Annotated in this window: 23 protein-coding genes; 9 read left to right on the top strand and 14 right to left on the bottom strand. The window is 39.7% G+C overall.

Features of this window, described 5'->3' with window-relative positions; all coding sequences use genetic code 11:
* Positions 1 to 2: 2 nt before the first annotated feature.
* Together HMPREF0013_RS16760 and HMPREF0013_RS16755 are read left to right on the top strand one after the other, a co-directional pair.
* A complete protein-coding gene (locus HMPREF0013_RS16760) occupies positions 3 to 641 on the top strand; it encodes a hypothetical protein (RefSeq protein ID WP_005804042.1) in 639 nt (212 codons plus the stop codon).
* A gap of 131 nt (positions 642 to 772) precedes the next feature.
* Entirely contained in the window at positions 773 to 991 is a 219-nt protein-coding gene (locus HMPREF0013_RS16755) for a hypothetical protein (RefSeq protein WP_005804040.1), read from the top strand.
* A 60-nt stretch (positions 992 to 1,051) separates the two neighbouring features.
* On the opposite strand, the gene HMPREF0013_RS16750 is transcribed toward HMPREF0013_RS16755, so the two are convergent.
* The 6 genes from HMPREF0013_RS16750 to glnK all read right to left on the bottom strand — a co-directional run bounded on the left by HMPREF0013_RS16750 (position 1,052) and on the right by glnK (position 6,518).
* Positions 1,052 to 1,711 carry a riboflavin synthase gene (locus HMPREF0013_RS16750; RefSeq protein ID WP_002121149.1) on the bottom strand — a complete coding sequence of 220 codons (660 nt, stop codon included), beginning with the start codon at positions 1,709 to 1,711 and terminating at the stop codon, positions 1,052 to 1,054.
* Positions 1,712 to 1,754: 43 nt separating this feature from the next.
* Complete coding sequence (locus HMPREF0013_RS16745) at positions 1,755 to 3,047, bottom strand: DNA adenine methylase (protein WP_002121221.1); 1,293 nt, start codon at positions 3,045 to 3,047, stop codon at positions 1,755 to 1,757.
* A complete protein-coding gene (gene ribD / locus HMPREF0013_RS16740; RefSeq protein ID WP_005804038.1) occupies positions 3,044 to 4,129 on the bottom strand; it encodes a bifunctional diaminohydroxyphosphoribosylaminopyrimidine deaminase/5-amino-6-(5-phosphoribosylamino)uracil reductase RibD in 1,086 nt (361 codons plus the stop codon). The genes HMPREF0013_RS16745 and ribD overlap by 4 nt, the downstream gene beginning before the upstream one ends.
* Before the next feature lie 15 nt (positions 4,130 to 4,144).
* The gene (gene nrdR / locus HMPREF0013_RS16735) at positions 4,145 to 4,603 is read right to left on the bottom strand and encodes a transcriptional regulator NrdR (protein WP_000543541.1); all 459 of its coding nucleotides are present in this window, start codon (positions 4,601 to 4,603) and stop codon (positions 4,145 to 4,147) included.
* Between the two features lie 124 nt (positions 4,604 to 4,727).
* Positions 4,728 to 6,122, bottom strand: coding sequence for an ammonium transporter (locus HMPREF0013_RS16730; protein ID WP_005804034.1), 1,395 nt, complete (start codon positions 6,120 to 6,122; stop codon positions 4,728 to 4,730).
* A gap of 57 nt (positions 6,123 to 6,179) precedes the next feature.
* The gene (glnK, locus tag HMPREF0013_RS16725; RefSeq protein ID WP_000780326.1) at positions 6,180 to 6,518 is read right to left on the bottom strand and encodes a P-II family nitrogen regulator; all 339 of its coding nucleotides are present in this window, start codon (positions 6,516 to 6,518) and stop codon (positions 6,180 to 6,182) included.
* 278 nt (positions 6,519 to 6,796) lie between these two features.
* Here glnK and HMPREF0013_RS16720 point away from each other — a divergent pair, with 278 nt between their 5' ends.
* The 3 genes from HMPREF0013_RS16720 to HMPREF0013_RS16710 all read left to right on the top strand — a co-directional run bounded on the left by HMPREF0013_RS16720 (position 6,797) and on the right by HMPREF0013_RS16710 (position 9,226).
* Positions 6,797 to 7,024, top strand: a complete 228-nt coding sequence (locus tag HMPREF0013_RS16720) for an accessory factor UbiK family protein (protein WP_002121136.1) — start codon at positions 6,797 to 6,799, stop codon at positions 7,022 to 7,024.
* 65 nt (positions 7,025 to 7,089) lie between these two features.
* The gene (locus tag HMPREF0013_RS16715) at positions 7,090 to 8,577 is read left to right on the top strand and encodes a YifB family Mg chelatase-like AAA ATPase (RefSeq protein WP_005804030.1); all 1,488 of its coding nucleotides are present in this window, start codon (positions 7,090 to 7,092) and stop codon (positions 8,575 to 8,577) included.
* Positions 8,578 to 8,680: 103 nt separating this feature from the next.
* The gene (locus tag HMPREF0013_RS16710; RefSeq protein ID WP_005804029.1) at positions 8,681 to 9,226 is read left to right on the top strand and encodes an NADPH-dependent FMN reductase; all 546 of its coding nucleotides are present in this window, start codon (positions 8,681 to 8,683) and stop codon (positions 9,224 to 9,226) included.
* Between the two features lie 24 nt (positions 9,227 to 9,250).
* On the opposite strand, the gene HMPREF0013_RS16705 is transcribed toward HMPREF0013_RS16710, so the two are convergent.
* Complete coding sequence (locus tag HMPREF0013_RS16705; RefSeq protein ID WP_005804027.1) at positions 9,251 to 10,684, bottom strand: PLP-dependent aminotransferase family protein; 1,434 nt, start codon at positions 10,682 to 10,684, stop codon at positions 9,251 to 9,253.
* A gap of 111 nt (positions 10,685 to 10,795) precedes the next feature.
* On the opposite strand from HMPREF0013_RS16705, the gene HMPREF0013_RS16700 reads away from it, so the two are divergent.
* Together HMPREF0013_RS16700 and HMPREF0013_RS0105535 are read left to right on the top strand one after the other, a co-directional pair.
* Entirely contained in the window at positions 10,796 to 11,572 is a 777-nt protein-coding gene (locus tag HMPREF0013_RS16700; RefSeq protein ID WP_005804025.1) for an aldolase, read from the top strand.
* A gap of 15 nt (positions 11,573 to 11,587) precedes the next feature.
* Positions 11,588 to 12,466, top strand: a complete 879-nt coding sequence (locus HMPREF0013_RS0105535) for a dihydrodipicolinate synthase family protein (RefSeq protein ID WP_017481902.1) — start codon at positions 11,588 to 11,590, stop codon at positions 12,464 to 12,466.
* A 42-nt stretch (positions 12,467 to 12,508) separates the two neighbouring features.
* On the opposite strand, the gene HMPREF0013_RS16695 is transcribed toward HMPREF0013_RS0105535, so the two are convergent.
* On the bottom strand, positions 12,509 to 13,321 hold the full coding sequence (locus HMPREF0013_RS16695) for a TorF family putative porin (protein WP_017481901.1): 813 nt from the start codon (positions 13,319 to 13,321) through the stop codon (positions 12,509 to 12,511).
* Positions 13,322 to 13,359: 38 nt separating this feature from the next.
* Entirely contained in the window at positions 13,360 to 13,548 is a 189-nt protein-coding gene (locus HMPREF0013_RS0105530) for a hypothetical protein (RefSeq protein WP_002121272.1), read from the bottom strand.
* A 736-nt stretch (positions 13,549 to 14,284) separates the two neighbouring features.
* Here HMPREF0013_RS0105530 and HMPREF0013_RS16690 point away from each other — a divergent pair.
* On the top strand, positions 14,285 to 15,571 hold the full coding sequence (locus HMPREF0013_RS16690) for an OprD family outer membrane porin (protein ID WP_002121245.1): 1,287 nt from the start codon (positions 14,285 to 14,287) through the stop codon (positions 15,569 to 15,571).
* A 106-nt stretch (positions 15,572 to 15,677) separates the two neighbouring features.
* Here the strand turns inward: HMPREF0013_RS16690 and ppa are convergent, their stop codons facing one another.
* A complete protein-coding gene (gene ppa, locus HMPREF0013_RS16685) occupies positions 15,678 to 16,202 on the bottom strand; it encodes an inorganic diphosphatase (RefSeq protein WP_002121243.1) in 525 nt (174 codons plus the stop codon).
* 127 nt (positions 16,203 to 16,329) lie between these two features.
* Positions 16,330 to 16,728, bottom strand: a complete 399-nt coding sequence (locus tag HMPREF0013_RS16680) for an MAPEG family protein (RefSeq protein WP_005065682.1) — start codon at positions 16,726 to 16,728, stop codon at positions 16,330 to 16,332.
* A gap of 106 nt (positions 16,729 to 16,834) precedes the next feature.
* On the opposite strand from HMPREF0013_RS16680, the gene HMPREF0013_RS16675 reads away from it, so the two are divergent.
* Positions 16,835 to 17,227: a hypothetical protein gene (locus HMPREF0013_RS16675; RefSeq protein WP_005065679.1), complete on the top strand. Its 393-nt coding sequence runs from the start codon at positions 16,835 to 16,837 to the stop codon at positions 17,225 to 17,227.
* Positions 17,228 to 17,267: 40 nt separating this feature from the next.
* On the opposite strand, the gene HMPREF0013_RS16670 is transcribed toward HMPREF0013_RS16675, so the two are convergent.
* The 3 genes from HMPREF0013_RS16670 to HMPREF0013_RS16660 form a co-directional block, all read right to left on the bottom strand.
* Positions 17,268 to 18,947 (bottom strand): long-chain-fatty-acid--CoA ligase, encoded by a 1,680-nt coding sequence (locus tag HMPREF0013_RS16670; RefSeq protein WP_002121274.1) that lies wholly within the window; start codon positions 18,945 to 18,947, stop codon positions 17,268 to 17,270.
* Between the two features lie 297 nt (positions 18,948 to 19,244).
* The gene (gene parC, locus HMPREF0013_RS16665; protein WP_005079495.1) at positions 19,245 to 21,464 is read right to left on the bottom strand and encodes a DNA topoisomerase IV subunit A; all 2,220 of its coding nucleotides are present in this window, start codon (positions 21,462 to 21,464) and stop codon (positions 19,245 to 19,247) included.
* Between the two features lie 152 nt (positions 21,465 to 21,616).
* Positions 21,617 to 22,936 (bottom strand): MFS transporter, encoded by a 1,320-nt coding sequence (locus HMPREF0013_RS16660; protein WP_005804015.1) that lies wholly within the window; start codon positions 22,934 to 22,936, stop codon positions 21,617 to 21,619.
* Between the last annotated feature and the right edge of the window lie 67 nt (positions 22,937 to 23,003).

Below are 23,003 nucleotides of genomic sequence, written 5' to 3'. Positions count from 1 at the left end.
GCATGGTGGCATTAAATGTCGGGCAAGATTTTAAAAAAAGATGGTTAAATGCGCCTGAAGCTGTCCGTCATGCCTATCAACAAGATCTGGCACGTATTTGCGACCTATTAGAACCACAAACCCCTATTCAGCTTTGGGTTTTAAATGATGAAAAAGCGCAGTTAGAATCACAGCAAAAAATTGAACAAGCTTACGCGGACCTTAAGGCAGAGCTTATTGAGCAAGCACGTATCCGTCGTCAACTCGCTTTAGAAAAAGCACTTGCTGATAAACGTGCATCAGAAGCTGCTTATGCTGCGGAGTTGCAAGCAGACGAAATTCGCAAGTTTAATGAACAAACTGAAACATTACAGACATTACGTAGTCATTTAGAACAAGAAGTTGCAGAACAAACCGCACGTTATCAGAAAAACCCTGAAACCCCAGCCGTCAATTACTCTGCTGGCGTAAAACTTAGTATCACCGATGATCAAATCTTATCTGAGCTTGAAAGTTTACGCATTCGTTTAGAACTTGAAGCTGAAAACTTAATTGAAGAGTCTATAACGGCTTTCCGAGCCAAACTACATTCGGCAGCTCAAGAAGAAATTGAATATATTTTAAAGAACTCTAAGTTTTCTGATGAAAAAATAGAGAAGTAATGTTGTAAAACTTCTTCTGTCATAAAACTGACACCTATATGTCACAAAATAGACATAAATATTATTTTTGTAGATCAATTGATTATGAGAATAGAAAGTAGCGTTTTTAAGATAATTAATGAGGGTAAGAAATGGACATTCCGCATCAGATTTCAAAGCAACTTGAGCAGCTTAATCAGGGTGAGCAATGGACATTTTCAGCACAAGAACTTTATATGAGTCATAACGACTTTAATTCGCTTTCAATCTTGCTGACACGAGCGTCGGAAAAAGGTGAGTTTTCAATTACAAGCACTCAGCATACTAAACCATGGGTTGGCACACATTCGGTTACACTCACCAAGCATTAATTTTTAAAAATAAAAAAACCGGAACATATGTCCGGTTTTTTTATTTTGATGATCTGGCTTTTATTTTAAAAAACCATTTTCAGCTAAAAAAGCCATACTAATATTTGACTCAGTTTTTTGTTCAGCTGCTTTATCACCTAGCAATAAACGTTCGATATAACGCGCCAACACGTCGACTTCAAGGTTGACCTTACTGCCTACTTGCCATGTTCCAATATTGGTACGTTCTGCGGTATGCGGAATCAAATTCAAGCTTAAAATATTTCCACGTAAGTGGTTAATCGTTAAGCTAATTCCGTCAACGGTTACAGAACCTTTTTCCGCCAAATATTTAGCAAGTTCTGTCGGTGCTGTAACTTCATAATAGATTGAACGAGCATCTTCACGCACTACGGTAATTTCACCTACGCCATCAACGTGACCACTTACAATGTGCCCGCCAAAGCGCGTTGTCGGTAACATTGCCTTTTCAACATTGACACGTTGCCCAACTTTCCAGTTACCCAATGTTGTTCGATTTAAACTTTCACGAGAAACATCTGCCGCGTACCAGTTATCGCCCCATTCAATCACTGTAAGACAAATACCATTGGTTGCAATCGAATCACCCAAATGTACATCAGACATATCCAGATCTGTCTGAATACGTAGACGTACATCACCACCTACACTTTGCAGGCTTTCAACTTTACCTAAACTTTCAATGATGCCTGTAAACATGGCTCAATCTCCAAATCTTTTTACACTGCTTAAATTGCAGCGCTTACCAAAGTGCGAGCTGTGTACTATTGCCTGAGGTATCTACACCACCTAGCTCGGCGAAGTGGTAAAGCTGGCCTAATAACTGACGTAATGGTGGTCCTGACTTAGCATGAGTATCAGTAATCACAATAAACTCAAGCACCCGTGCACGTTCAGACTGTCGTTGTTTACTCACTCGATAACGCGGAACATCTTGTGTTAACAAGGTCACTTTGCCTCGTTCCAGATTGGCCATAAGTAAATCTTTCGGCTCGATATTACCATCAGTTGAATAGCTGGTCAGAATATAGCGTGCATTGATCGTTGAAAGTAATTTCTCATACGCATCTTTTGCATGTTTAGAAGAGTTATATGGACTTGGGCGTTCTTTACGCCATGCTCTATCAATACCACTCTTATAACCTTTGGTATCCGGTGAAGGTAAATCCACCTGATCCCATAAAGTTAATGCATTTAAAACATGGTAATTACTACTATATGCGTGCTGGTTATATGGTGGATCGAGATAGGCAACATCAACCTCAAAACCACTCATTTGATTTGCTAGATGTTGTGAATCTACACACCACATTTCAGCAGCCGGACGTTTGCGATCACCAATCTCACAAAAACGGCTCGGTGTTAACCAAAGTAATGATTCAATTCGTTCTAACGCAGTTTGAGTACGTCCGCCCCACCCTTGGTGGAAGCTTTTAAATACACCACTCGTGTTACTGACAAAACTAGCTGAATAGAGCAATGGCGCAAGCAAAGCACTCATCTCTACATCATTAATTGCACCTTGTGCCTGCCATGTTGCAATCTGCTGACGAATTGCATCGATACGCATACCGTTACGGCGTTTAAAGAATAAACGGTCACGGGTTGGATCGTATACATCATCGTTACGTGGGCAAAGGTTATGCGTTACCCAACCTTTAACTTCAGGTAAGCGATTTAAATAATCGATTGCCTTTTGATAGCCACCTAATTCTTTAAAAGCAGGTGCATCTACACAGGCTAAAATCGCATGATTTAAAGCATGACTATAAGGTTCCCAGTCGTTTGCAATGACTCGGTAACCATTTTGACGTGCTAAACGAGATACAACGCCACTGCCGGCAAAGAAATCGGCAAAAATCGGTGGATTCTTTTTCTTGCTATTCAGTGTCCCTGTAATTTCAAGGGCTTCTAAAATTAGATGGAGCAATCGGCGCTTGTTACCCAAGTACGGCACAAGCTGATGGAAAAGATATTCGTCTGTCGTACGGGCTGCATGACGACGTTTGTGATAAACCGAAGGCTCTGAATTCATACTTTCTCTTGCGTAGGGATTAACCTTAAGCGTATATCTTGATCAATTTGTGTCACATCAAGAAGTGTAAAACGAAGTTGCTCTGCCATATATTCAAATTCTGCATTGAACATGGCCCTTGCACTTTTCCCCAATAAGGTCGAGGCAATATAACTGATCAATTCGTCCACCAAACCTTCTTGCAAAAAGGCAGTAGACAATGTTGCGCCAGCTTCAACCAACACATCATAAATTTGATGTTGCTTAGATAGGGTCTGTAACAGCATTTTTAAAGGCTGAATTTCTAATTGTATCACGCCTAAATCAGCAAGTTCTTGACGATACGGCCCCATTACCATCACAGTTTCAGGATTTTCTAAGATCTTAGCGTTAAGTGGTAAACGTCCTTGGCGATCTAAAACGACACGTTTTGGCTGAGCAACTGTCTCGATATCAAAATTATTGAGTGAACGCACGTTAAGCTGACAATCATCTGCAATCACAGTTTCAATACCTGTAATCACTGCTCCAGAAATGGCACGCCAATGTTGTACATCTTGGCGTGCAGCCGAACCGGTAATCCACTTCGACTCACCTGATGCCATTGCAGTACGTCCATCTAAACTTGAGGCTACCTTTAAACGTACATAAGGCATGCCTGTAGACATTGCCTTTAAAAAACCTTGATTAAGTTTTGATGCTAAATCTTCACAAATGCCAACTTCTACTTCAATTCCGGCATTTTCCAAAATCTGAACACCCTTACCCGCCACCAATGGATTTGGATCAGGACAAGCAACCACTACTTTTTTAACTTGGGCTTTTACCAATGCTTCGGCACAAGGAGGGGTTCTGCCATAATGTGCACATGGTTCAAGCGTAACGTAAGCTGTTGCACCTTGTGCATGTTCACCCGCTTCGCGTAAGGCAAAAACCTCTGCGTGTGGCTGACCCGCTTTAGGATGAAAACCTTGGCCAATTAACTGATCATCTTTGACAATCACACAACCAACATTTGGATTAGGCTTGGTCGAATATAGTCCTCGTTTGGCAAGTTCAATGGCTTGCTGCATCCAGTATTGATCTTGTTTTAACTCAGACATAAAAATCTCAAATGATTAGTGCTCACGTTGTTGCATTTGCTCAATTTGGCGGCGAAACGCTTCAACATCCTGAAAGTCTTGATAAACCGAAGCAAAACGAACATAGGCAACGTGGTCAAGTGCAAATAAAGATTGCATGACAATCTCACCAATCGTTCTGGATTTCACATCACGCTCACCTAAACGGCGAATCTGCAACTGGATATCACTTAAAACTGTTTCGATCTGCTCTTGTGTGACCGGACGTTTTTGCAAAGCATGCATTAACGAACGACGTAATTTGGCCTCATCGAAAGGTTCATTTTTTCCATTCGATTTGATCACACGGGGCATTACCACTTCATAGCTTTCAAAAGTGGTAAAACGTTCACCGCAACTTACACACTCACGACGTCGACGAATCTGACAGCCTTCGGCGGCTAAACGTGAATCGATGACTTTACTATCTGCGGCGTTGCAAAATGGACAATGCATAGCGGATTTATAGGGTCGATTACTTTGACCTAGTGTAGCAAAATTTCTACACTTACAGAACCAGCATTCTATAAGACAAAAAAACAGTCCGAAGACTGTTTTTTTGATTGGAATATATTACGAATTATTCGATACGTTCGCCATGTTGGCTTAAATCCAGACCCATGCGTTCATCATCAGCATTAACACGAATACCAATCACAAGATCAATCACTTTAAGAATAACGAAAGTCGCGATACCGCTGTAAACCATGGTTGCCAATACGCCTTCAACTTGTACCCATAATTGGCCAGCGAATGTTGGAGCTAATGCAACGTTGGCTGCTTTAATAATTTCGTCACTGTAGAATACGCCAGTTAAAATCGCACCGACAATACCACCTACCGCATGCAAACCAAACGCATCCAAAGCATCATCGGCTTTAAGTAAGCGTTTAAGTGCTGTAATACCCCAGAAGCACACTACGCCACCAATAAGGCCCATCACTAAAGCACCGCCTACCCCAACAAAACCTGCTGCTGGTGTAATCACAACTAAGCCAGCTACCGCACCAGAAGCACCGCCTAATACAGATGCTTTACCACGGATCATACGTTCAACAACTAACCAAGAGAATGCAGCAGCGGCAGCGGCAACTTGAGTCACTAAAATTGCCATACTTGCACGAGCACCAGCGCCTAGAGCACTACCACCGTTAAAGCCGAACCAACCCACCCAAAGTAAGCTTGCGCCCACTACAGTTAAAGTCAGGTTATGCGGAGCCATAGATTCGCGGCCAAGGCCAATACGTTTTCCAAGCATGTAAGCAGCAACTAGACCTGCAACACCTGAGTTGATATGTACAACTGTACCACCAGCAAAATCTAATGCGCCTGCTTTAAATAACCAGCCATCTGCAGCCCACACCCAGTGGGTAATTGGTGCGTAAACAACGAGCACCCAAACTGCAATAAACACCATGAAAGCTGAATATTTCATACGGTCTGCAATAGAACCGCTAAGGATCGCCACTGTAATAATGGCAAAAGTCATTTGGAAAATAACAAAGAGACTTTCAGGAATTGTCCCACTTAATGCATCAAACGCTACCCCGTTTAGCATTGCTTTAGACAAATCACCAAAAAATGCACCTGTGCCAGAGAACGCGATTGAGTAACCAGCAATCACCCACAGCAAACTTACCAAGATTGCAGCTGAAAGGCTGAACATCATCGTACTGAGTACATTTTTTTTACGTACCATACCGCCGTAGAATAATGCCAATCCCGGAATGGTCATTAATAGAACCAATGCGGTTGAAACTAAAATCCAAGAGGTATCACCTGTATCAAGCGTAGGTGCCGGTGCTGGAGCTGCTGGAGTTTCAGCAACTGGTGCTTCTGCAGTAGTTGCAGTAGCTGGAGATGTTGATGCAGCCGCAACTTCCGATGTTGGCGTTGTTACAGCTTCTTCTGCCCAAACGGCAGTACCACCCAAAAGAGCGCCTGATAGACTGAGCGCCATAAGCATTTTTTTCATTCGTGTCCCCCAACCTCATTTGCGAGTTATTTTCTACTCAGCAAGCTTTGTGCCAATTTAGACAGCATCCGGTCCAGTTTCACCCGTACGAATACGGATTACTTGTTCCAGGTTAGTCACAAAAATCTTACCATCGCCGATTTTTCCAGTGCTTGCGACACGTGTAATTGATTCAATTACTGCGTCGACCATTTCATCACTAATCGCAATCTCGATTTTTACTTTAGGTAAGAAATCAACCACATACTCCGCGCCCCGGTAGAGTTCAGTATGCCCTTTTTGACGACCAAAACCTTTAACTTCAGTTACGGTAATCCCTTGTACACCAATGTCAGAGAGTGCTTCACGCACGTCATCCAATTTAAACGGTTTTACAATTGCAGTTACAAGCTTCATGTTTGTTTCCTTCGGCTTCTTTTCACCAGTAAGGTTTTATGTTCAATTTTCATGCCAATATTTCAAAGGTTGAGGGAAATGAATCTTTTGCATGAACTTTCTTTATAACCTATTTAGTGAGCAAGATGTAGAAGAGCTATCAAAAATAAAATGAATTTTCAGTAGTGTTATATGCTGATTTAATGATCTATTTGCACTAAAAAAATTGAAACCTATATCCAGCGCTTAAGCAGTGTTAAACTGTAAAGCATAAGGTAATACAACACTTTGGATATTTCATGCTAGAAACTTTGCTACAGGCCATTCTGGAACAAATTGATGAGCCTAAAAAAGATTTGGAAAAAAATTTACGTGCATTATTAAATGAAGCGGTTGAAAAGTTGGATCTTGTTTCCAAACAAGAGATCGACCGTCAAAAGACTGCACTTCAATCAGCCAATCAACGTTTAGAAGAGCTACAAAAACAAGTAAGTTTGTTAGAAGAAACTTTAAAGAATAAAAAATAAGCACCAACGTAGCGCATTTATACTTTACAACGATTAAAAATGAAGCACCATAATGGAACAATAAGATGTCTTTTTCTAAAATTTATACACGGGGACTTTTAGGTTTACATGCGCCTCTGATTGAAGTTGAGGTACATGTGAGTCAAGGTTTACCTTCTCTTACTATTGTCGGCCTAGCAGAGGCGGCGGTAAGAGAAAGTAAAGACCGGGTTCGCTCAGCCATTATTAATAGTGGATTTCAATTTCCAACTAAAAGATTGACCATTAATCTTGCACCAGCAGATTTGCCCAAAGATGGTTCACGTCTAGATTTACCTATTGCTGTAGGTATTTTAATTGCTTCTGGCCAGCTCCCAGAAAACTGCGCCGAAGATTTTGAATTAATTGGTGAATTAGCTTTAGATGGCCATGTAAGGCTAGTGTCAGGCACTTTAACTTTGGCAATGGCATGTCAACAGGCCAAGCATAAAATGCTTTTACCTCTCGATAACAGTCAGGATATTAGCCATTTACCGAATCTTGAATGTTATCCAGTGAGCCATTTAAAAGAAGTTTGTGATCATTTCTTGGGCATGAAATCACTATCTTCGATTGAACCTGCAACGACCTCAAACCAAATGCCTTATAAATTTGATCTGGCAGATGTAAAAGGTCAGCTACGTCCACGTCGCGCACTAGAAATTGCCGCCGCAGGCGGGCACTCGCTGCTCTTTAAAGGACCACCAGGTACAGGTAAGACTTTACTCGCTTCACGTCTTCCTTCAATTTTGCCACCGCTTTCTAATCAGGAAACGCTTGAAGTCGCGAGTATTTATTCTATTTCAAATACACCGCATACCTTTGGTCAGCGTCCATTTCGCGCGCCCCACCATACAGCATCAGCCATTGCACTAGTTGGGGGCGGCTCGCATCCTAAACCGGGTGAAATTACCTTATCTCATTTAGGCGTTTTGTTTTTAGATGAACTCCCTGAGTTTGATAGAAAAGTTCTAGAGGTCTTACGTCAGCCGCTTGAGTCAAAAGAAATCATTATTTCACGTGCAGCTCGGCAAATTACTTATCCTGCAAACTTTCAGCTCATTGCAGCAATGAACCCTTGTCCATGTGGTTATGCGTTTAATCAAGACAGCCGTTGCCAATGTTCGCCAGAGAGTATCAAGCGCTATCAAAACCGTATATCGGGACCATTACTTGACCGTATCGATTTACATATTGATGTACCGCCTTTAAAAGCTCAGGAACTGCAAGATCCAACACCTGCTGAAGACTCTACGGCTGTAAGACAGCGTGTGATTTATGCTTATGAACAACAAATGCAAAGACAAGATTGTTTAAATCAAGCACTTTCACCGAAACAACTTGAGCAATATGCTGTACTTGATAGTACTTCTCAACGAATGATTGAAATGGCTCAACAACGTTTGAATCTGTCGGCTCGTGCTTATCATCGTGTTTTACGGGTTGCTCGTACCATTGCCGATTTGGCGCAAAGTGAGATGATCCAAAGTCCTCATCTTACAGAAGCGCTCTCTTATCGAGGCAATCATTCTTAAAATAAAAACAGCGGATTATGAGTCCGCTTTTTTAATATTTATAGAAGTTATTAATAAGAGAATTTATTACTCCCTATGTATTAATAGAAGTAAAGAGGATGCTATGAAAATTTTGGCTATCTCAGGTAGTGCAAGAAAAGAATCTACAAATACTGCTCTATTAATAGCAATGAAGGATATAGCACCGTCCGACATTGAATTGACAGTTTTTGATCATATTAATAATCTGCCTGTCTTTTCTCCAGATAATGAAGGAGAAAAAACGCCTACTGTAGTGGAAGATTTCATCAAATCTGTTTCTGATGCAGATGGCATTATCATCTCAAGTCCAGAATATATCCGTTGTATTCCAGGTGGTCTCAAGAATGCAATTGATTGGATGGTTTCCCGTACCGAAATTATAGATATACCTATTGTTCTGGTTCATGCATCTAGCCGCGGCGACGACATGCTAGTTTCTTTAAGAAGAGTATTGTCGACTGTTAGTAGCAATTTCTTTGAAGATTTATTTTTAAGGATTTCTCTCATCGGCAAATCTCCTGAACAAATTAGCGAGATGCTACAAACCGAAAAATATAAGTCACAAATTACTCCCTTTCTGCTTACCTTTGTCTCAGAGATTCAAAAATGTAGAAATGAATTAGAGTGAACTTTCTTAAAATAAAACAGCGGATTATGAGTCCGCTGTTCTTTTATTAAAAGCTCCATTTAAAGTCTCAATTAAGCAAGTAATTTCTTTCTCTGATAAAGCCGCAAAGCCAAAACGGATACAATGATTAGTACATTCTTCCTGTTTAAACTTATGCTCTGTATCAATGTTAAGTTCTTTTAATTTTATAAGCTGATCTTGAGTAAATGCTTTCTGGAATTTCGCCCATAAGGCCATTCCACCTGCAGGTGGTTGTATCTGAACAGTCTCAGCAAAAACTCGATGGAACTCAGCTAAGGCATGGTCACGGCGTAGTTGATATATTTTTTTCATTTTACGGATATGCCGCTTGATTTCCCCTCGCTGCATTAAATCTGCTAAAGCAAGTTCCGTAATGTTATTGCCTTGCCGATCAATCAATAGAATATCTTCTGTAATCGATTGAATGATTATTGACGATGCCACGACGTATCCCAAGCGAATACCGGGTGCGAAGACCTTTGATAATGAGCCCACATGAATGACCAATTCAGAATGAGGCAAACTTGCTAAGGGTGGCATAGGCCGGCTGTCATAATGAAATTCGTGGTCATAGTCGTCTTCAATAATATAAAACCCCCATTTTTTTGAAAGCTCTAAGAGTTGAAGACGGCGAGACATGGCCATGGTGACAGTTGTAGGATATTGGTGATGCGGAGTTGTATAAATGGCAGCAACTGAGTGCTCTTGTAAAATCCGTTCTAGGTCGTCAATGACAATACCTTGTTCATCTAATTTAACAGAAACCACTTGAAAGCCATTTGACTGAAATGCTTTAAAAGCAGATGGATAATATAATTCTTCAACAACGATAACTCCCTGCCGATTGGGTAATGCTCGAGAGGCAAGAAAAATTCCCATTTGACTACCACGTACAATACAAATCTCATCTTCAGCAACATTCATAAAACATTCCATTGACAACATTTGTTGTAAAGCCTGTCTTAGCTCAACCATCCCTCGTGGGTCACCATATCCCATGTACTGGTTTTGCGTAATTTTAATCAGTGCATGCCGGTATGCCCGCGAAAATAGTTCGTAGGGAATAAGCCTCGGATCTGGCACACCATCGTTATGTGGGCGTTGAATCACTTCTTGAGTGATTGGTTTATCATTAACTTTTCGCTCAGATACTGGCTCTATTTGAAGCTGTTTTTCTGGCAAAACATCCGCCACAAATGTGCCTTTCCGGGGAAGGGTCACAAGCCATCCTTGTGCTTCTAATTCTTCATAGACTGCTTGTACGGTTTTTCGATTAATTCCTAGTTCTTTTGACAGGCTACGAGACCCTGGCAGCATAGTCCCCTGCACTAAACGGCCACTTAAAATTTCCTGACTAATCAAGTTAGTCAGTTTTAGAAAAACCGTTTTTTCTTCTCTTTCATCGATACGAAAATGTACTTGCCAAGGTCTTAGCATATCCACCCCATCTGGACCATACAACTTATAAAAACTGGATGTATTGATTCATCCAGCTATTTTCTATTCTGCCTTCACCTACTTAATTTGGTCAACTGGACTGGAGAAGAGATGAAGACTGCTGCTGTAAACAAACAAGACCTGATGCAACACGCACAGCAAGATATGCAAAAGTGGATTAGTGACTCAGATTTAACTGATCGTCAAAAGCTTGCACTCACTTGCCGTATTTTATTTGACCATGGCCATGATGCTGGTTTAGCAGGCCAAATTACCTGCCGTAGTGAAAATAAAGAGTCCTTTATTACCCAACGTTTTGGTTTAGGTTTTGATGAAATTACTGCCTCAAATTTACTTGAGGTAAATCAAGATTTAGAACCCATCAATCAAGAAGGAATGGCAAACCCAGCTAATCGTTTTCATACATGGATTTATAAAGAACATCCAGAAGTGAACTGCATTATCCATACGCATCCGACTCATGTAGCGGCTCTATCGATGCTACAGGTTCCACTTATGATTTCCCAAATGGACGTCTGCGCACTTTACGAAGACTGCTCATTTGTAGGTCATTGGCCAGGTGTTCCTGTGGGCAATGAAGAAGGTATTTTGATTTCTTCTGCGCTGGGTAAAAACCGTGCTGTTTTATTGTCTCACCATGGCCAACTGGTTACAGGAAAAACCATTGAAGAAGCCTGCAACTTGGCTCTTTTAATTGAACGAGCAGCTCAACTGCAACTGCTAGCGATGTCTGCCGGACAAATCCAGCCGATCCCACATGATTTAGCAACAGAAGCTCATGACTGGGTTTCTATCGATAAACGTAACAAAGTGAACTTTGCCTACTACGCACGTAAAGCTTTGAAAAAACATTCTGACTGTATTTAAAAAGAGATTTCGACCATGAAACTAAACGGCATTATTGGCTACCCTGTTACCCCATTTTCTGATGACAACACCATTAATCTTCCTGTTTTGAAACAAATGCTGGATTTGCTGATTGCAAATGGCTGCGATGCGATTGCGCCTTTAGGCAGTACAGGCGAAAGCGCTTATCTTGAATGGGATGAATGGTGCTTAGTCGCAAAAACTTCAATTGAAAGTATTAATAAACGCGTGCCTGTCATTATTGGAATTTCAGAACTCACGACTGATCAAGCCATTAAAAAAGCCCAAATCGCGCAAAGCTACGGTGCAGATGCACTCATGGTGATTCCTATATCTTATTGGAAGCTAACAGACCAAGATATTTTTGAATATTATCAAGCAATTGCCCAAGAGACCACACTACCAATTATGATTTATAACAACCCTGCGACTAGCGGTGTTGATATGTCTCCAGAATTAATCGTGCATATGTTTAATAGCATTGCAAATATTACGATGGTGAAAGAAAGTAGCGGTGATATTCAGCGCATGCATAAGATTTATGAGCTATCAAAAGGAGAACTCCCATTTTATAACGGGTGTAACCCTCTAGCTTTAGAAGCTTTATGTGCGGGAGCAAGCGGCTGGTGTACAGCAGCACCAAACCTATTAGGTCAACGACCTCAACAGCTTATTGAACATGTAAAAAATGGTGAGTTAGAACAAGCCCAAAATTCATTTTATCAGCAACTTCCTTTACTACGCTTTATTGTAAATGGTGGTTTACCTAAAACGATTAAAACTGGTTTACAACTAAAAGGTGTCTCTGCGGGCTTACCACGCAAGCCATTATCTAAAGCTACGGATATTGAGCTTAACCAGTTAAAACAGCTACTTTCTGAAATAGAAAACTAATAAAAAAAGCGGGTTACTCACCCGCTTTTTTAAAACTCAAACTTAGAATGTTTTAGTTAAACTAAACACCAAGCCCGTGTCATAAGGTTTCTTACCAGCATCAGTCATACCAGAAGTACTAATGTCTGTACCAACAACATCTAGCTCAGCAATAATACCCAAGATGTTATAATTCACACCAACTTTATAATCGATATAGCTATCGTCTTCACCTGGCCCACCCGCAACTACAAGTAAAGAGTCTTTGTTTTTGAGTTTGTTATAACCAACTGAAGCAAGTCCAGTAAATCCTGTGTCTGCAATTGGTGCTGAATAACCGACGTTGAAATACCAGAACTCATCAGAGTGGCCCCAGTAATCATCTGAATAGCTTACGCCCACACTAAGTGCATCACCTTTAAATAAAGAGTCTGCAAACGTTAATTTTCCGTAAAATTCGGTGAAGTCGAAGCCAGTATCACCATTGTATGGGTTAGTAAATTTTGAGTCAGAACCAATATAGCCATAATGAATTACACCCACATCATACGTTGGTGCAAGCGTATCAGACAATTTTAATGTATTTGTATAACCTAAAGAGATATCGGTTTCAGTTGAAACGCCAGGTGTATTAAAGTCTACGCTTGACCCCCAAAGCGCAACATAAGCACCTGACTTATGAGAAAAGGTGAACCCACCTTGAATAGCTGGGTTATTTGACGATTGGGTAACACCACGGAAACGGTAGTCTGTGGTCGCTGCCACACTACCTGTTGCCGTGATTCCATAAAAAGATGGAGCATCTTCAGCCATAGCCATAGTTGACCCTGCTGCAAAGATACCAAGAGTTACTGCCTTAAGTGCAAATTTCATCATTTTGATCTCCCCCACAATGAACGCACGATTTATAGGAATTAAACAAATTGTGTTACTTGAGCTTTAGCAATTGCTGTGCCAAGTACGAATTTGCTATCAGTTCTCTTCATTAATTTTGAGATCAAACTCACTTTATTATAAAATTTCTGGGTAATTTTTATAAAAATATATCCATAAAAAACATAGCGATAAAATAAAATTCTTATGCGATAAAAAATACTAAACATACGAAAATCCCTTATCGGAAATTAATGAGCGAGGCGTGAAGTATTCATTTGTTGCACATAAATTTTCTATTTAATCTTAGAGGCGAGATATAAAAAGTATGTAAATTTCTGGAAGACAATGCTTGTATTGATCTGTGATTGCGCATTTCTACTCATTGGATTTGTTTATTTATTACTTGTTTAAAGTAGATGTACTATTTTGGGTCTTTTTTAAGCAATAATATGGATAAAAAGAGTAGTGCACAAAATACAAGCAATTTATTGCACTAAATTTGATCAATCTAAACATATTTTGTTATCCGCCTGTAGTGATCTATTTTTGTACATTCCATTTTTAAAATAACGTTATATAGTAACAATTTAAAGGGTATAAAAATAAAAGTGATGAAAAAAGAAACTTAAAATAAGATTAAAAAGTAAACATATCCAACAAAAAAGAGTAAAAAATGAACACAAGAATCAACTATTTTTTGAACTTTAAATACAAAATAAATGGTAAAAATCCACTAAAAATTAAATTACTTTTTTTATTTTAAACAATAGATTAAGTATAAAAGACGAATTATAAATTTATTAAACAACCCCTACCACATTAATCAAATCCTGCATAGCATATATAAAATAAAATGAACAAAAATATATCTTTTTTACAGATTACTTATACAATTGATGGAAATCCTAGGCCCTGAACAATAACAAGGCACAGGATTTATCGTTTTTATGAGGTTCTTTAAATATGCTAAAAGCACAAAAACTTACATTAGCAGTTCTCATTTCTGCGGCAATAATTTCCTCAGCTCAGGCAAGCGAGCAAAGTGAGGCAAAAGGATTTGTTGAAGATGCGAACGGTTCTATTCTCTTCCGTACAGGTTACATCAACCGTGATAAAAAACAGGGCGCAAAAGATACTAGCTCATTTGCTCAATCAGCAATTGTAAGTATTGATTCTGGCTTTACCCCTGGTATTATTGGTTTCGGTGTTGGCGCTGTGGGTGATGGTTCATTTAAGATCGGTGAAAATAAAAATGCCGGTAACCAAATGATCCCATTACATAATGATGGCTCCGCTTATGATCACTGGGCTCGTGGTGGTGGTAGCGTTAAAGCACGTTTCTCGAATACAACAGTACGTTACGGTACTCAAGTACTCGACCTACCTGTTCTTGCAAGTAATACTGGACGTATGGTTCCTGAATATTTTACAGGTACTTTATTAACTAGCCATGAAATCAAGAATCTTGAAGTTGTTGCTGGTAAATTTACTAAAAACCAAATGTCTGATCAAATCAATACCGATGCTGACGTAAATGGTAAGGGTCTTGATCGTGCAATTGTGTGGGGTGCTAAATACAAGTTTGATGATAATTTAAATGCATCTTACTATGGTTTAGACAGCAAGAATAAGCTTGATCGCCATTATGTAAATGTGAACTTTAAACAGCCATTGGCGAATGACAGTTCATTAACATATGATTTCAGCGGTTATCATACTAAGTTTGATGAAGGTGCTTTTACTTATTCTCAAACTACTGATGATCTATCTAATCGTCAAAATAACATTTGGGCTATCTCTACGGCTTATAATACGGGCCCACATAACATCATGGTTGCTTACCAACAAAACAGCGGTAATGTTGGTTATGACTATGGTCAAAATGCTGACGGCTTCCAAAGTATCTATTTGCCAAACTCTTACATGTCTGACTTCATCGGTAATGATGAAAAATCTGCACAAATCCAGTACAGTCTCGATTTTGGTAAATTAGGTGTATTACCTGGTCTAAACTGGACAACTGCATTTGTATATGGTTGGGACATCAAAGTTAAAAATGTAACTGATGATGCTCAAGAACGTGAGTTCTTTAACCAAGTGAAATACACAGTTCAAAGTGGTTTCGCTAAAGATGCAAGCCTCCGTATCCGTAACTCGTATTATCGTGCAAGCGACTCATACCAAGGTGCGTACATTGGTGATACCAATGAATGGCGTTTATTCCTTGATATTCCTGTGAAATTATTCTAATTCACAAATCTATCAAGCATAAAAAAACCTACGTCTGGTAACAGATGTAGGTTTTTTATTAAGCTCAAAATATCAATTGAGACATTCTGAGCTTATAAATTAAAGCTTATTTAGCAGCTTCAATTGCTTTTAATACTTCGGCTTTAGCAACATCAGCACCTTCCCAACCACTGATTTTTACCCACTTACCTGGTTCTAAATCTTTATAGTGACTGAAGAAATGCTCAACTTGGCTAATCAATAACGGAGGAAGATCTGTATATTCCTTCACATCTTTATAAAGTGGAGATAATTTTTCGTGTGGAACAGCGATTAATTTCGCATCAATACCACCGTCATCTTCCATATTTAATTTGCCCACTGGACGGCAACGAATGACTGAACCAGCAGCAACAGGATGAGGAGTTACAACAAGTACGTCTAATGGGTCGCCATCTTCAGACAAAGTATTTGGAACATAACCATAGTTCGCTGGATAGAACATTGCTGTACCCATGAAACGGTCTACGAACAATGCATCAGAATCTTTATCGATTTCATATTTAATTGGTGCTGCATTTGCAGGAATTTCAATAATGACATAGATGTCATTTGGCGCATCTTTACCTGCTGGGATATTGCTGTAACTCATATCAATACTCTTTCGTTATGAAGTCAGATGTAAAATCCACTCGATTATAGCGTGGATATCATCAAAATGATGCCGATTATACAATGGGCACACGCGAAAGTTGATATGAATGATGACAGAATGACACTCAAGTCAGTTTAATCGTGACCACAAGTAATAAGATTGGACACAATATAGATAAGAACCAAACAATCGAGCGCAAAGTTGCCCAATTACTTAAATAGCAAATACCATAAATAACTCTTAAAATAATATATGCCCAACCTAATCTCAGAATAAAATATTCCGGAACAACCATATATTCAGCCATTAAAATAGCAGTTAAGAATAAAGGTAGGCTTTCAAAGCTATTTTGTTGTACGGCATTAGCGCGAGCAGCAAGGCCTGTTGTTTTAGCCAAAAAAGCTCTTGGGTTTTGATTATCGACGGGCTGAAAACCACCTGTAAATTTTGCAATTACGGTAAATGCGTATGGCAGCAAACATGCCACTAAAATAATATAGATAATGCCGCTGATGCCCTGCATAGTGCCATCCATCACTGAAAATACTGTTGATCATGCTATCATAACATTGCGTTTTTACCTGAAATTTTATGCAATCACTTGTCATCACTGATTAATAGGGCCATGTATGCAACAACCTGATCAAAAAGAATTGTTTGACGTCTTAGACAAGCAAAAACAAAATCAGCTTCAGGTAGACCGTATATTAAAAATCGTATTTCCTATTGTCGCTTTTTTATTGAGTGTGATTTGTGCAAATCTAAATTGGCAATCGACATTGGGCACCTTTGTTATTTTAACAATTACTTTTATTGCAGTCGGTATTAAACGGCTTCCTTTATGGCATTGGTTAATTGTGATTACCCTATATTGCCTAGTAGATAATTATTTAAGTTATGGTCAGCTCGATTTAACTCATTTGCGTTTGCAATTGGGCACAATGCTAGTTTTTGTTGGGATGGTAGGAATTGGTCGTCCTTACATAGACCGCTGGTTTATGAAAAGCCACAACAAAATGTAAAAACAAAAAAAGCGCCCTAAGGCGCTTTTTTATTAACTTTTTAGGCTGGCTTACGTAAGTCCTTACGTAAGATTTTGCCTACGTTTGATTTAGGTAATTCATCCATAAACTCAACATAACGAGGGCGTTTATAACCTGTTAAGTTTTCTTTAGCAAAGTTCAAAATTTCTTCAGTCGTTAAGCTTTGATCTTTTTTCACGATAAAGAGTTTTGGCACTTCACCTGATTTTTCATCAGGAACACCAATTGCTGCAACTTCCAATACTTTTGGATGTTTAGCAATAACTTCTTCGATTTCGCTTGGATAAACGTTAAAGCCAGAAACCAAAATCATATCTTTTTTACGGTCTACAATTTTAGTATATCCACGGCTATCCATAACGCCGATATCACCAGTACGGAAGAAACCGTCTGCAGTCATGACTTTCGCAGTCTCATCAGGACGCTTCCAATAGCCTTTCATGACTTGAGGACCACGAATAGAGATTTCACCTTGCTCACCTAAGGCAACTTCTTTACCGTCATCATCTAAAATAGCAACTTCAGTTAAAGGTAACGGAATACCAATAGTGCCGCTAAATTCAGTAGATGCAGGAGGGTTTGCAGTCGCTACCGGAGAAGTCTCAGACAAACCATAACCTTCAATAATGGTTGTACCAGTAATCTTCTTCCACGCTTCTGCTGTAGAAGGTAGAACTGCCATACCACCGCCCATCGCCATTTTTAAATTGCTATGGTCAAGTTGTTTAAATTCTTCATTGTTTACTAAAGCATTAAATAATGTATTTACTGCTGGGAAGAATGATGGCTGATATTTACGTAATTCATTAATTACCGCTGGTAAATCACGTGGGTTCGGAATCAAGATATTTGCCTGACCTTTATACATACCGTACATCGCGCAAACCATGAACGCAAAAATATGATAAAGCGGTAATGCGCAAACAATACGGTCGCCTTTAGCACCATCATTTGCACCAAATTTACTTTGGAAGATACCATCACACTGTAAAAGGTTGGCAACCAAATTAAGATGTGTTAATTCCGCACCTTTTGAAACACCTGTAGTACCACCCGTATATTGAAGCACGGCAGTATCACTTAAAGTTAAATTTGGACGCTTATAATTACTCGGACTTACTTTATTTAATGCTGTATTAAATTTAACGTACCCTGGAATATTCCAAGCAGGAATTTGCTTACGTACTTTACGTAATACAAAATTTACTAATGTACCTTTAAGCGTACCAAGCATATCTCCTACTGTCGCAACTACAACATGCTTCACAGGAGTTTTACCTAAAATGCTTTGGTAAACACTGGCAAAGTTTTCGATAATCACGAGTACTTCTGAACCCGAGTCATTTAATTGATGCTCAAGCTCACGCGCAGTATAAAGTGGGTTTACATTCACTAATACTAAGCCTGCACGTAACACAGCTAATGCAACTACAGGATATTGCAATACGTTTGGCATCATCACTGCCACACGAGTTCCCTTTGCTAACCCCAAATTTTGCAAATAGGTCGCGAACTTACGGCTTGCAAGTTCCAACTCGTTAAATGACATCGCTTTATCCATAAAGATAAAGGCATCACGAGAACCAAATTTTTGGAAATTACTCTCAAAAATATCAACAAGAGAGGTATTTTCCGCAGGCAATGCTACTGTTTCTGGAATCCCTGTTTTTTGGTATTCTGCAAACCAAATCTTTTCCATAATGCCATTATCTCCGATTCGTAATCCTTAGTAATAACTGTTATTCAATGCCCCAGCTATTCTTTAGCTTCTTGGTGCCAGAACATATTTAAAACTTATTGGCACATTCATGACACTTTCGAACAAGATTATGAGACAGAAGTTTTGACAATTTGACCCTGCCAAATTTTTTGCATGGAGTACAAATTGCGTACTCCAAATTGCTGTCCTTTTAATCGTTATCCAATACCAATAAGTTCAGTTCATTGCTTGAACTTATTGCCATATATAGCGTATTTATGTTGCCCGACGCTAGCTTTATCTCTGAATCAACAGTTTATTTGCTTTTTGATATCCACGTGGTAAGAGGTGACCTTTTGAAGCTCGTTTACCCATGTATTTCTGTAGATCATCACCTTTTAGTTTTAGATGTTGTTGACCTGCAACCACCTGAATTATTTCATCTAAGTTCAGGGTTGTCATGGATAAAATCTGCTCTTTCGCTTCAAGTTGTATCAACTTATTACCTTTACCCTTATTTAAATTTGGCAGTTCTGACAAATCAATAATCAAGAGTCGACCTGCTGAGCTGAGTACAGCCAAATGTGTCATGTTTTGGGCAGATATTAACGGTAGTGCTTTTGACTTTTCAGGTACCGACAAGAAGCTTTTCCCTGCCTTGGCATTGGTATCTAACTGTTTGACTTGAGTTTTAAAACCATAACCTGATGAGCTAGCAGCAATAAGTTCTGACTCTTCATCATCTAAATAGACCTGAATAAACGCAACTCCACTTGCAGGAGCAAGTTTTGAACTTAATGGCTCGCCTAAACCTCTTGCTGATGGCAGACTGCTAATAGGCAAGGCATAACTACGCCCTGTCTCATCGAGGAAATAAATTCGTTGATTGGTTTTACCCACCGCATGACTTAAATATTGGTCACCAGCACGATAGTTTAAATTCTCTGCATCAACATCTGCACCTTTTGCAGCACGAATCCATCCCGCTTCAGATAAAACCACTGTTACTGCTTCAGCCGGCATTAAATCTTGTTCTCTAATTTGAACAGCTTCAGCACGTGCAACAATTGGAGAACGGCGTTCGTCACCAAACTTTTTCGCGTCTTCTTTTAATTCGCCAATAATCAGGTTTTTTAAAGATTCTGGGTTTTCTAATTGCTCACGAATAATCGCTGCTTTTGCTGAGAGCTCATCCTGTTCTTGACGGATTTCCATCTCTTCAAGTTTTGCTAAATGGCGTAACTTGAGTTCTAAAATTGCTTCTGCTTGTATCTCATCAATTTTGAAATGGTCCATCAATACAGGTTTAGGCTGATCTTCTTCACGAATAATACGAATAACTGTATCAATATCGAGATAAGCAATTAAAAGGCCTGCCAAAATATGCAGGCGTTTTTCAATTCGGTTTAAATGATATTCCAAACGGCGAGTAACCGTTTTTTTACGGATCTCAATCCACTCAAGCAAGATACGTCGAATCGACTTAACCTGAGGACGACCATCCTCACCAATCATGTTTAAATTAACGCGGTAGCTTGATTCTAAATCGGTAGTAGCAAATAAGTGGCTCATCACCGCTTCAGCATCAATACGGTTAGAACGAAGTACAATCACGAGTCGTGTTGGGTTTTCATGATCCGACTCGTCACGCACATCCACCACTAATGGTAGCTTTTTGGCCTGCATTTGGTCGGCAATTTGAGTGATCACCTTAGAACCCGATACTTGATACGGCAATTCGGTAATCACGATTTCATTTTTTTCGATGGTATAAACCGCTCGCATGCGGTAACTACCACGTCCAGTCGTCTGGATTTTGAGTAATTCTTCAGGCGGAGTAATAATTTCAGCTTTGGTTGGTAAATCTGGCGCTGGAATATATTCAGCCAATTTCTCGTCTGATGTTTGCGGATTACGAATTAAGGCAATTGTTCCTTTAATCACTTCACGCAAATTATGTGGCGGAATATCAGTCGCCATACCAACCGCAATACCAGTTGTACCATTCAGCAGAATATTAGGAACTCGTGCTGGCAAGGTAATCGGTTCTTTTAATGAACCGTCAAAGTTATCTTGCCATTCACTCGTGCCTTGTCCTAACTCACTTAGTAATAACTCACTGTAGGCAGAAAGTTTTGCCTCGGTATAACGCATCGCAGCAAACGATTTAGGATCATCTGGTGAACCCCAGTTCCCTTGACCTTCAATCAAAGGATAGCGATAACTAAACGGCTGAGCCATCAACACCATGGCTTCATAACATGCCGAATCACCATGCGGATGATATTTACCTAGTACGTCACCTACAGTACGGGCCGATTTTTTTGGCTTACCACTGCTTTTTAAGCCCAACTCGCTCATGGCGTAGACAATACGGCGCTGTACAGGTTTTAAGCCATCACTGATATGTGGCAATGCACGGTCCATAATGACGTACATGGCATAATTCAGGTAAGCCTGTTCAGTAAATTCGGCTACAGAGCGGTTTTCTGTCGCTTGATGCGCAAGGCTGGTCATAGTCAGCTTATCTTCCAAATCAGTCGTTATTTTAAGTGAGTCTTATGCTAAGTGGGCTATGTTACAGACACAAGAGGGACTCTGTCACCTGAGCGTCAAATTATGTCTCATCTCTCTATATTTTTAGTTACTTGCTATAAAGTTAGGCAAAACTAGAGGCCTATCGACTCTAGTCTTTTACCTTGGGTTTCTTCACCTAATATTAAAATTACAGCTGCAACCAAAAGTAAAACAATAGTAAACATCATAAAAACATGGCTAAACCCATTTTTGGAAACCATCATATGAGTGACGACTATCGGCGCCAAAATTCCACCTAAACGGCCCATTGCCGATGCCCAGCCCGAACCAAAAGCCCGAATGTTGGCTGGATATTGCTCTGGTGTATAGGTATATAACACTCCCCATGCACCCAAATTAAAGAAGGACATGAGACAACCCCAAAACATAATGCTGTTTACACTGTCGGCTTGTCCAAAGAAATATGCAGACAAGGCACAAAAACCGATAAATGCAGCGAGTGTAATTTTTCTACCCAATCTCTCTACAAACCATGCCGCTGCCAAGTAGCCTGGTAGCTGCGCCAAAATCATAAGCAAAACATATTCAAAAGATTTAACGATGTCATAGCCCTGTTTCACTAATAAACTTGGCAGCCACGTAAAGATCCCGTAGTAGGAATACACAATTCCAAACCAGATGAGCCAAAGCATTAAGCTTCTGCGAGCAAATTGACCACTCCAAAGTTGTTTAAAAGAGACTTTTTGTCGCATGGCTACAGGCACGACTTCAATATGGTGAACAATTTGAACGCCTGCTTGAGCTTCTAATTTTTGAACCAATGCATGTGCTTCTTCAACACGTCCACGGTTAATCAGGTAAGGTATGGATTCAGGGAGTTTTTTCCAAATTACTAAAATATAAATCAGTGGGAGGCCACCCATAAGAAATGCAATGTGCCAACCAAATTTAGGAATAATAAAATAAGAAATGAGTGCAGCAACTAACCAGCCTAAACCCCAAAAACTTTCGAGGAGGACAATAAAACGACCACGTACATGTGCAGGTATATATTCACTCACCAATGTCACTGCAACGGGTAACTGTCCACCAAGTCCAAGACCAACAATAAAACGAAAAATTAATAACCACTTTAAGTCTGGAGCAAAGGCACATAAGGCAGTCGCAATGCTATAGATCGCCATGGTTATAGCAAATATTGTCTTGCGGCCAAAGCGGTCTGCTAAAGCTCCTGAGCAAACAGCTCCAATAGCCATCCCTACAAAACCAATACTTACAATCCAACCGCTTTCTGCTGGCGTTAATGCCCAGTCTTTAACAAGCGTTGTCATGATAAAAGCAATGATACCGGTGTCCATCGCATCAAACATCCAACCTAAACCAACCACCCACAGTAATGTGTAGTGAAATTTGCCAATTGGAAGATTTTGTATACGTGAAACCAGATCCATAGGAAAAACTCTACTGGAAAAAATAAGTGAGCAAGACAATATATTTAATTGTTATATCATGCTCACA

This window comes from Acinetobacter sp. SH024 (genome assembly GCF_000163635.1).
GTDB lineage: Bacteria > Pseudomonadota > Gammaproteobacteria > Pseudomonadales > Moraxellaceae > Acinetobacter > Acinetobacter pittii.
Note: the sequence above shows the minus strand (reverse complement) of the source record. Positions and strands in the feature narration are given on the sequence as shown.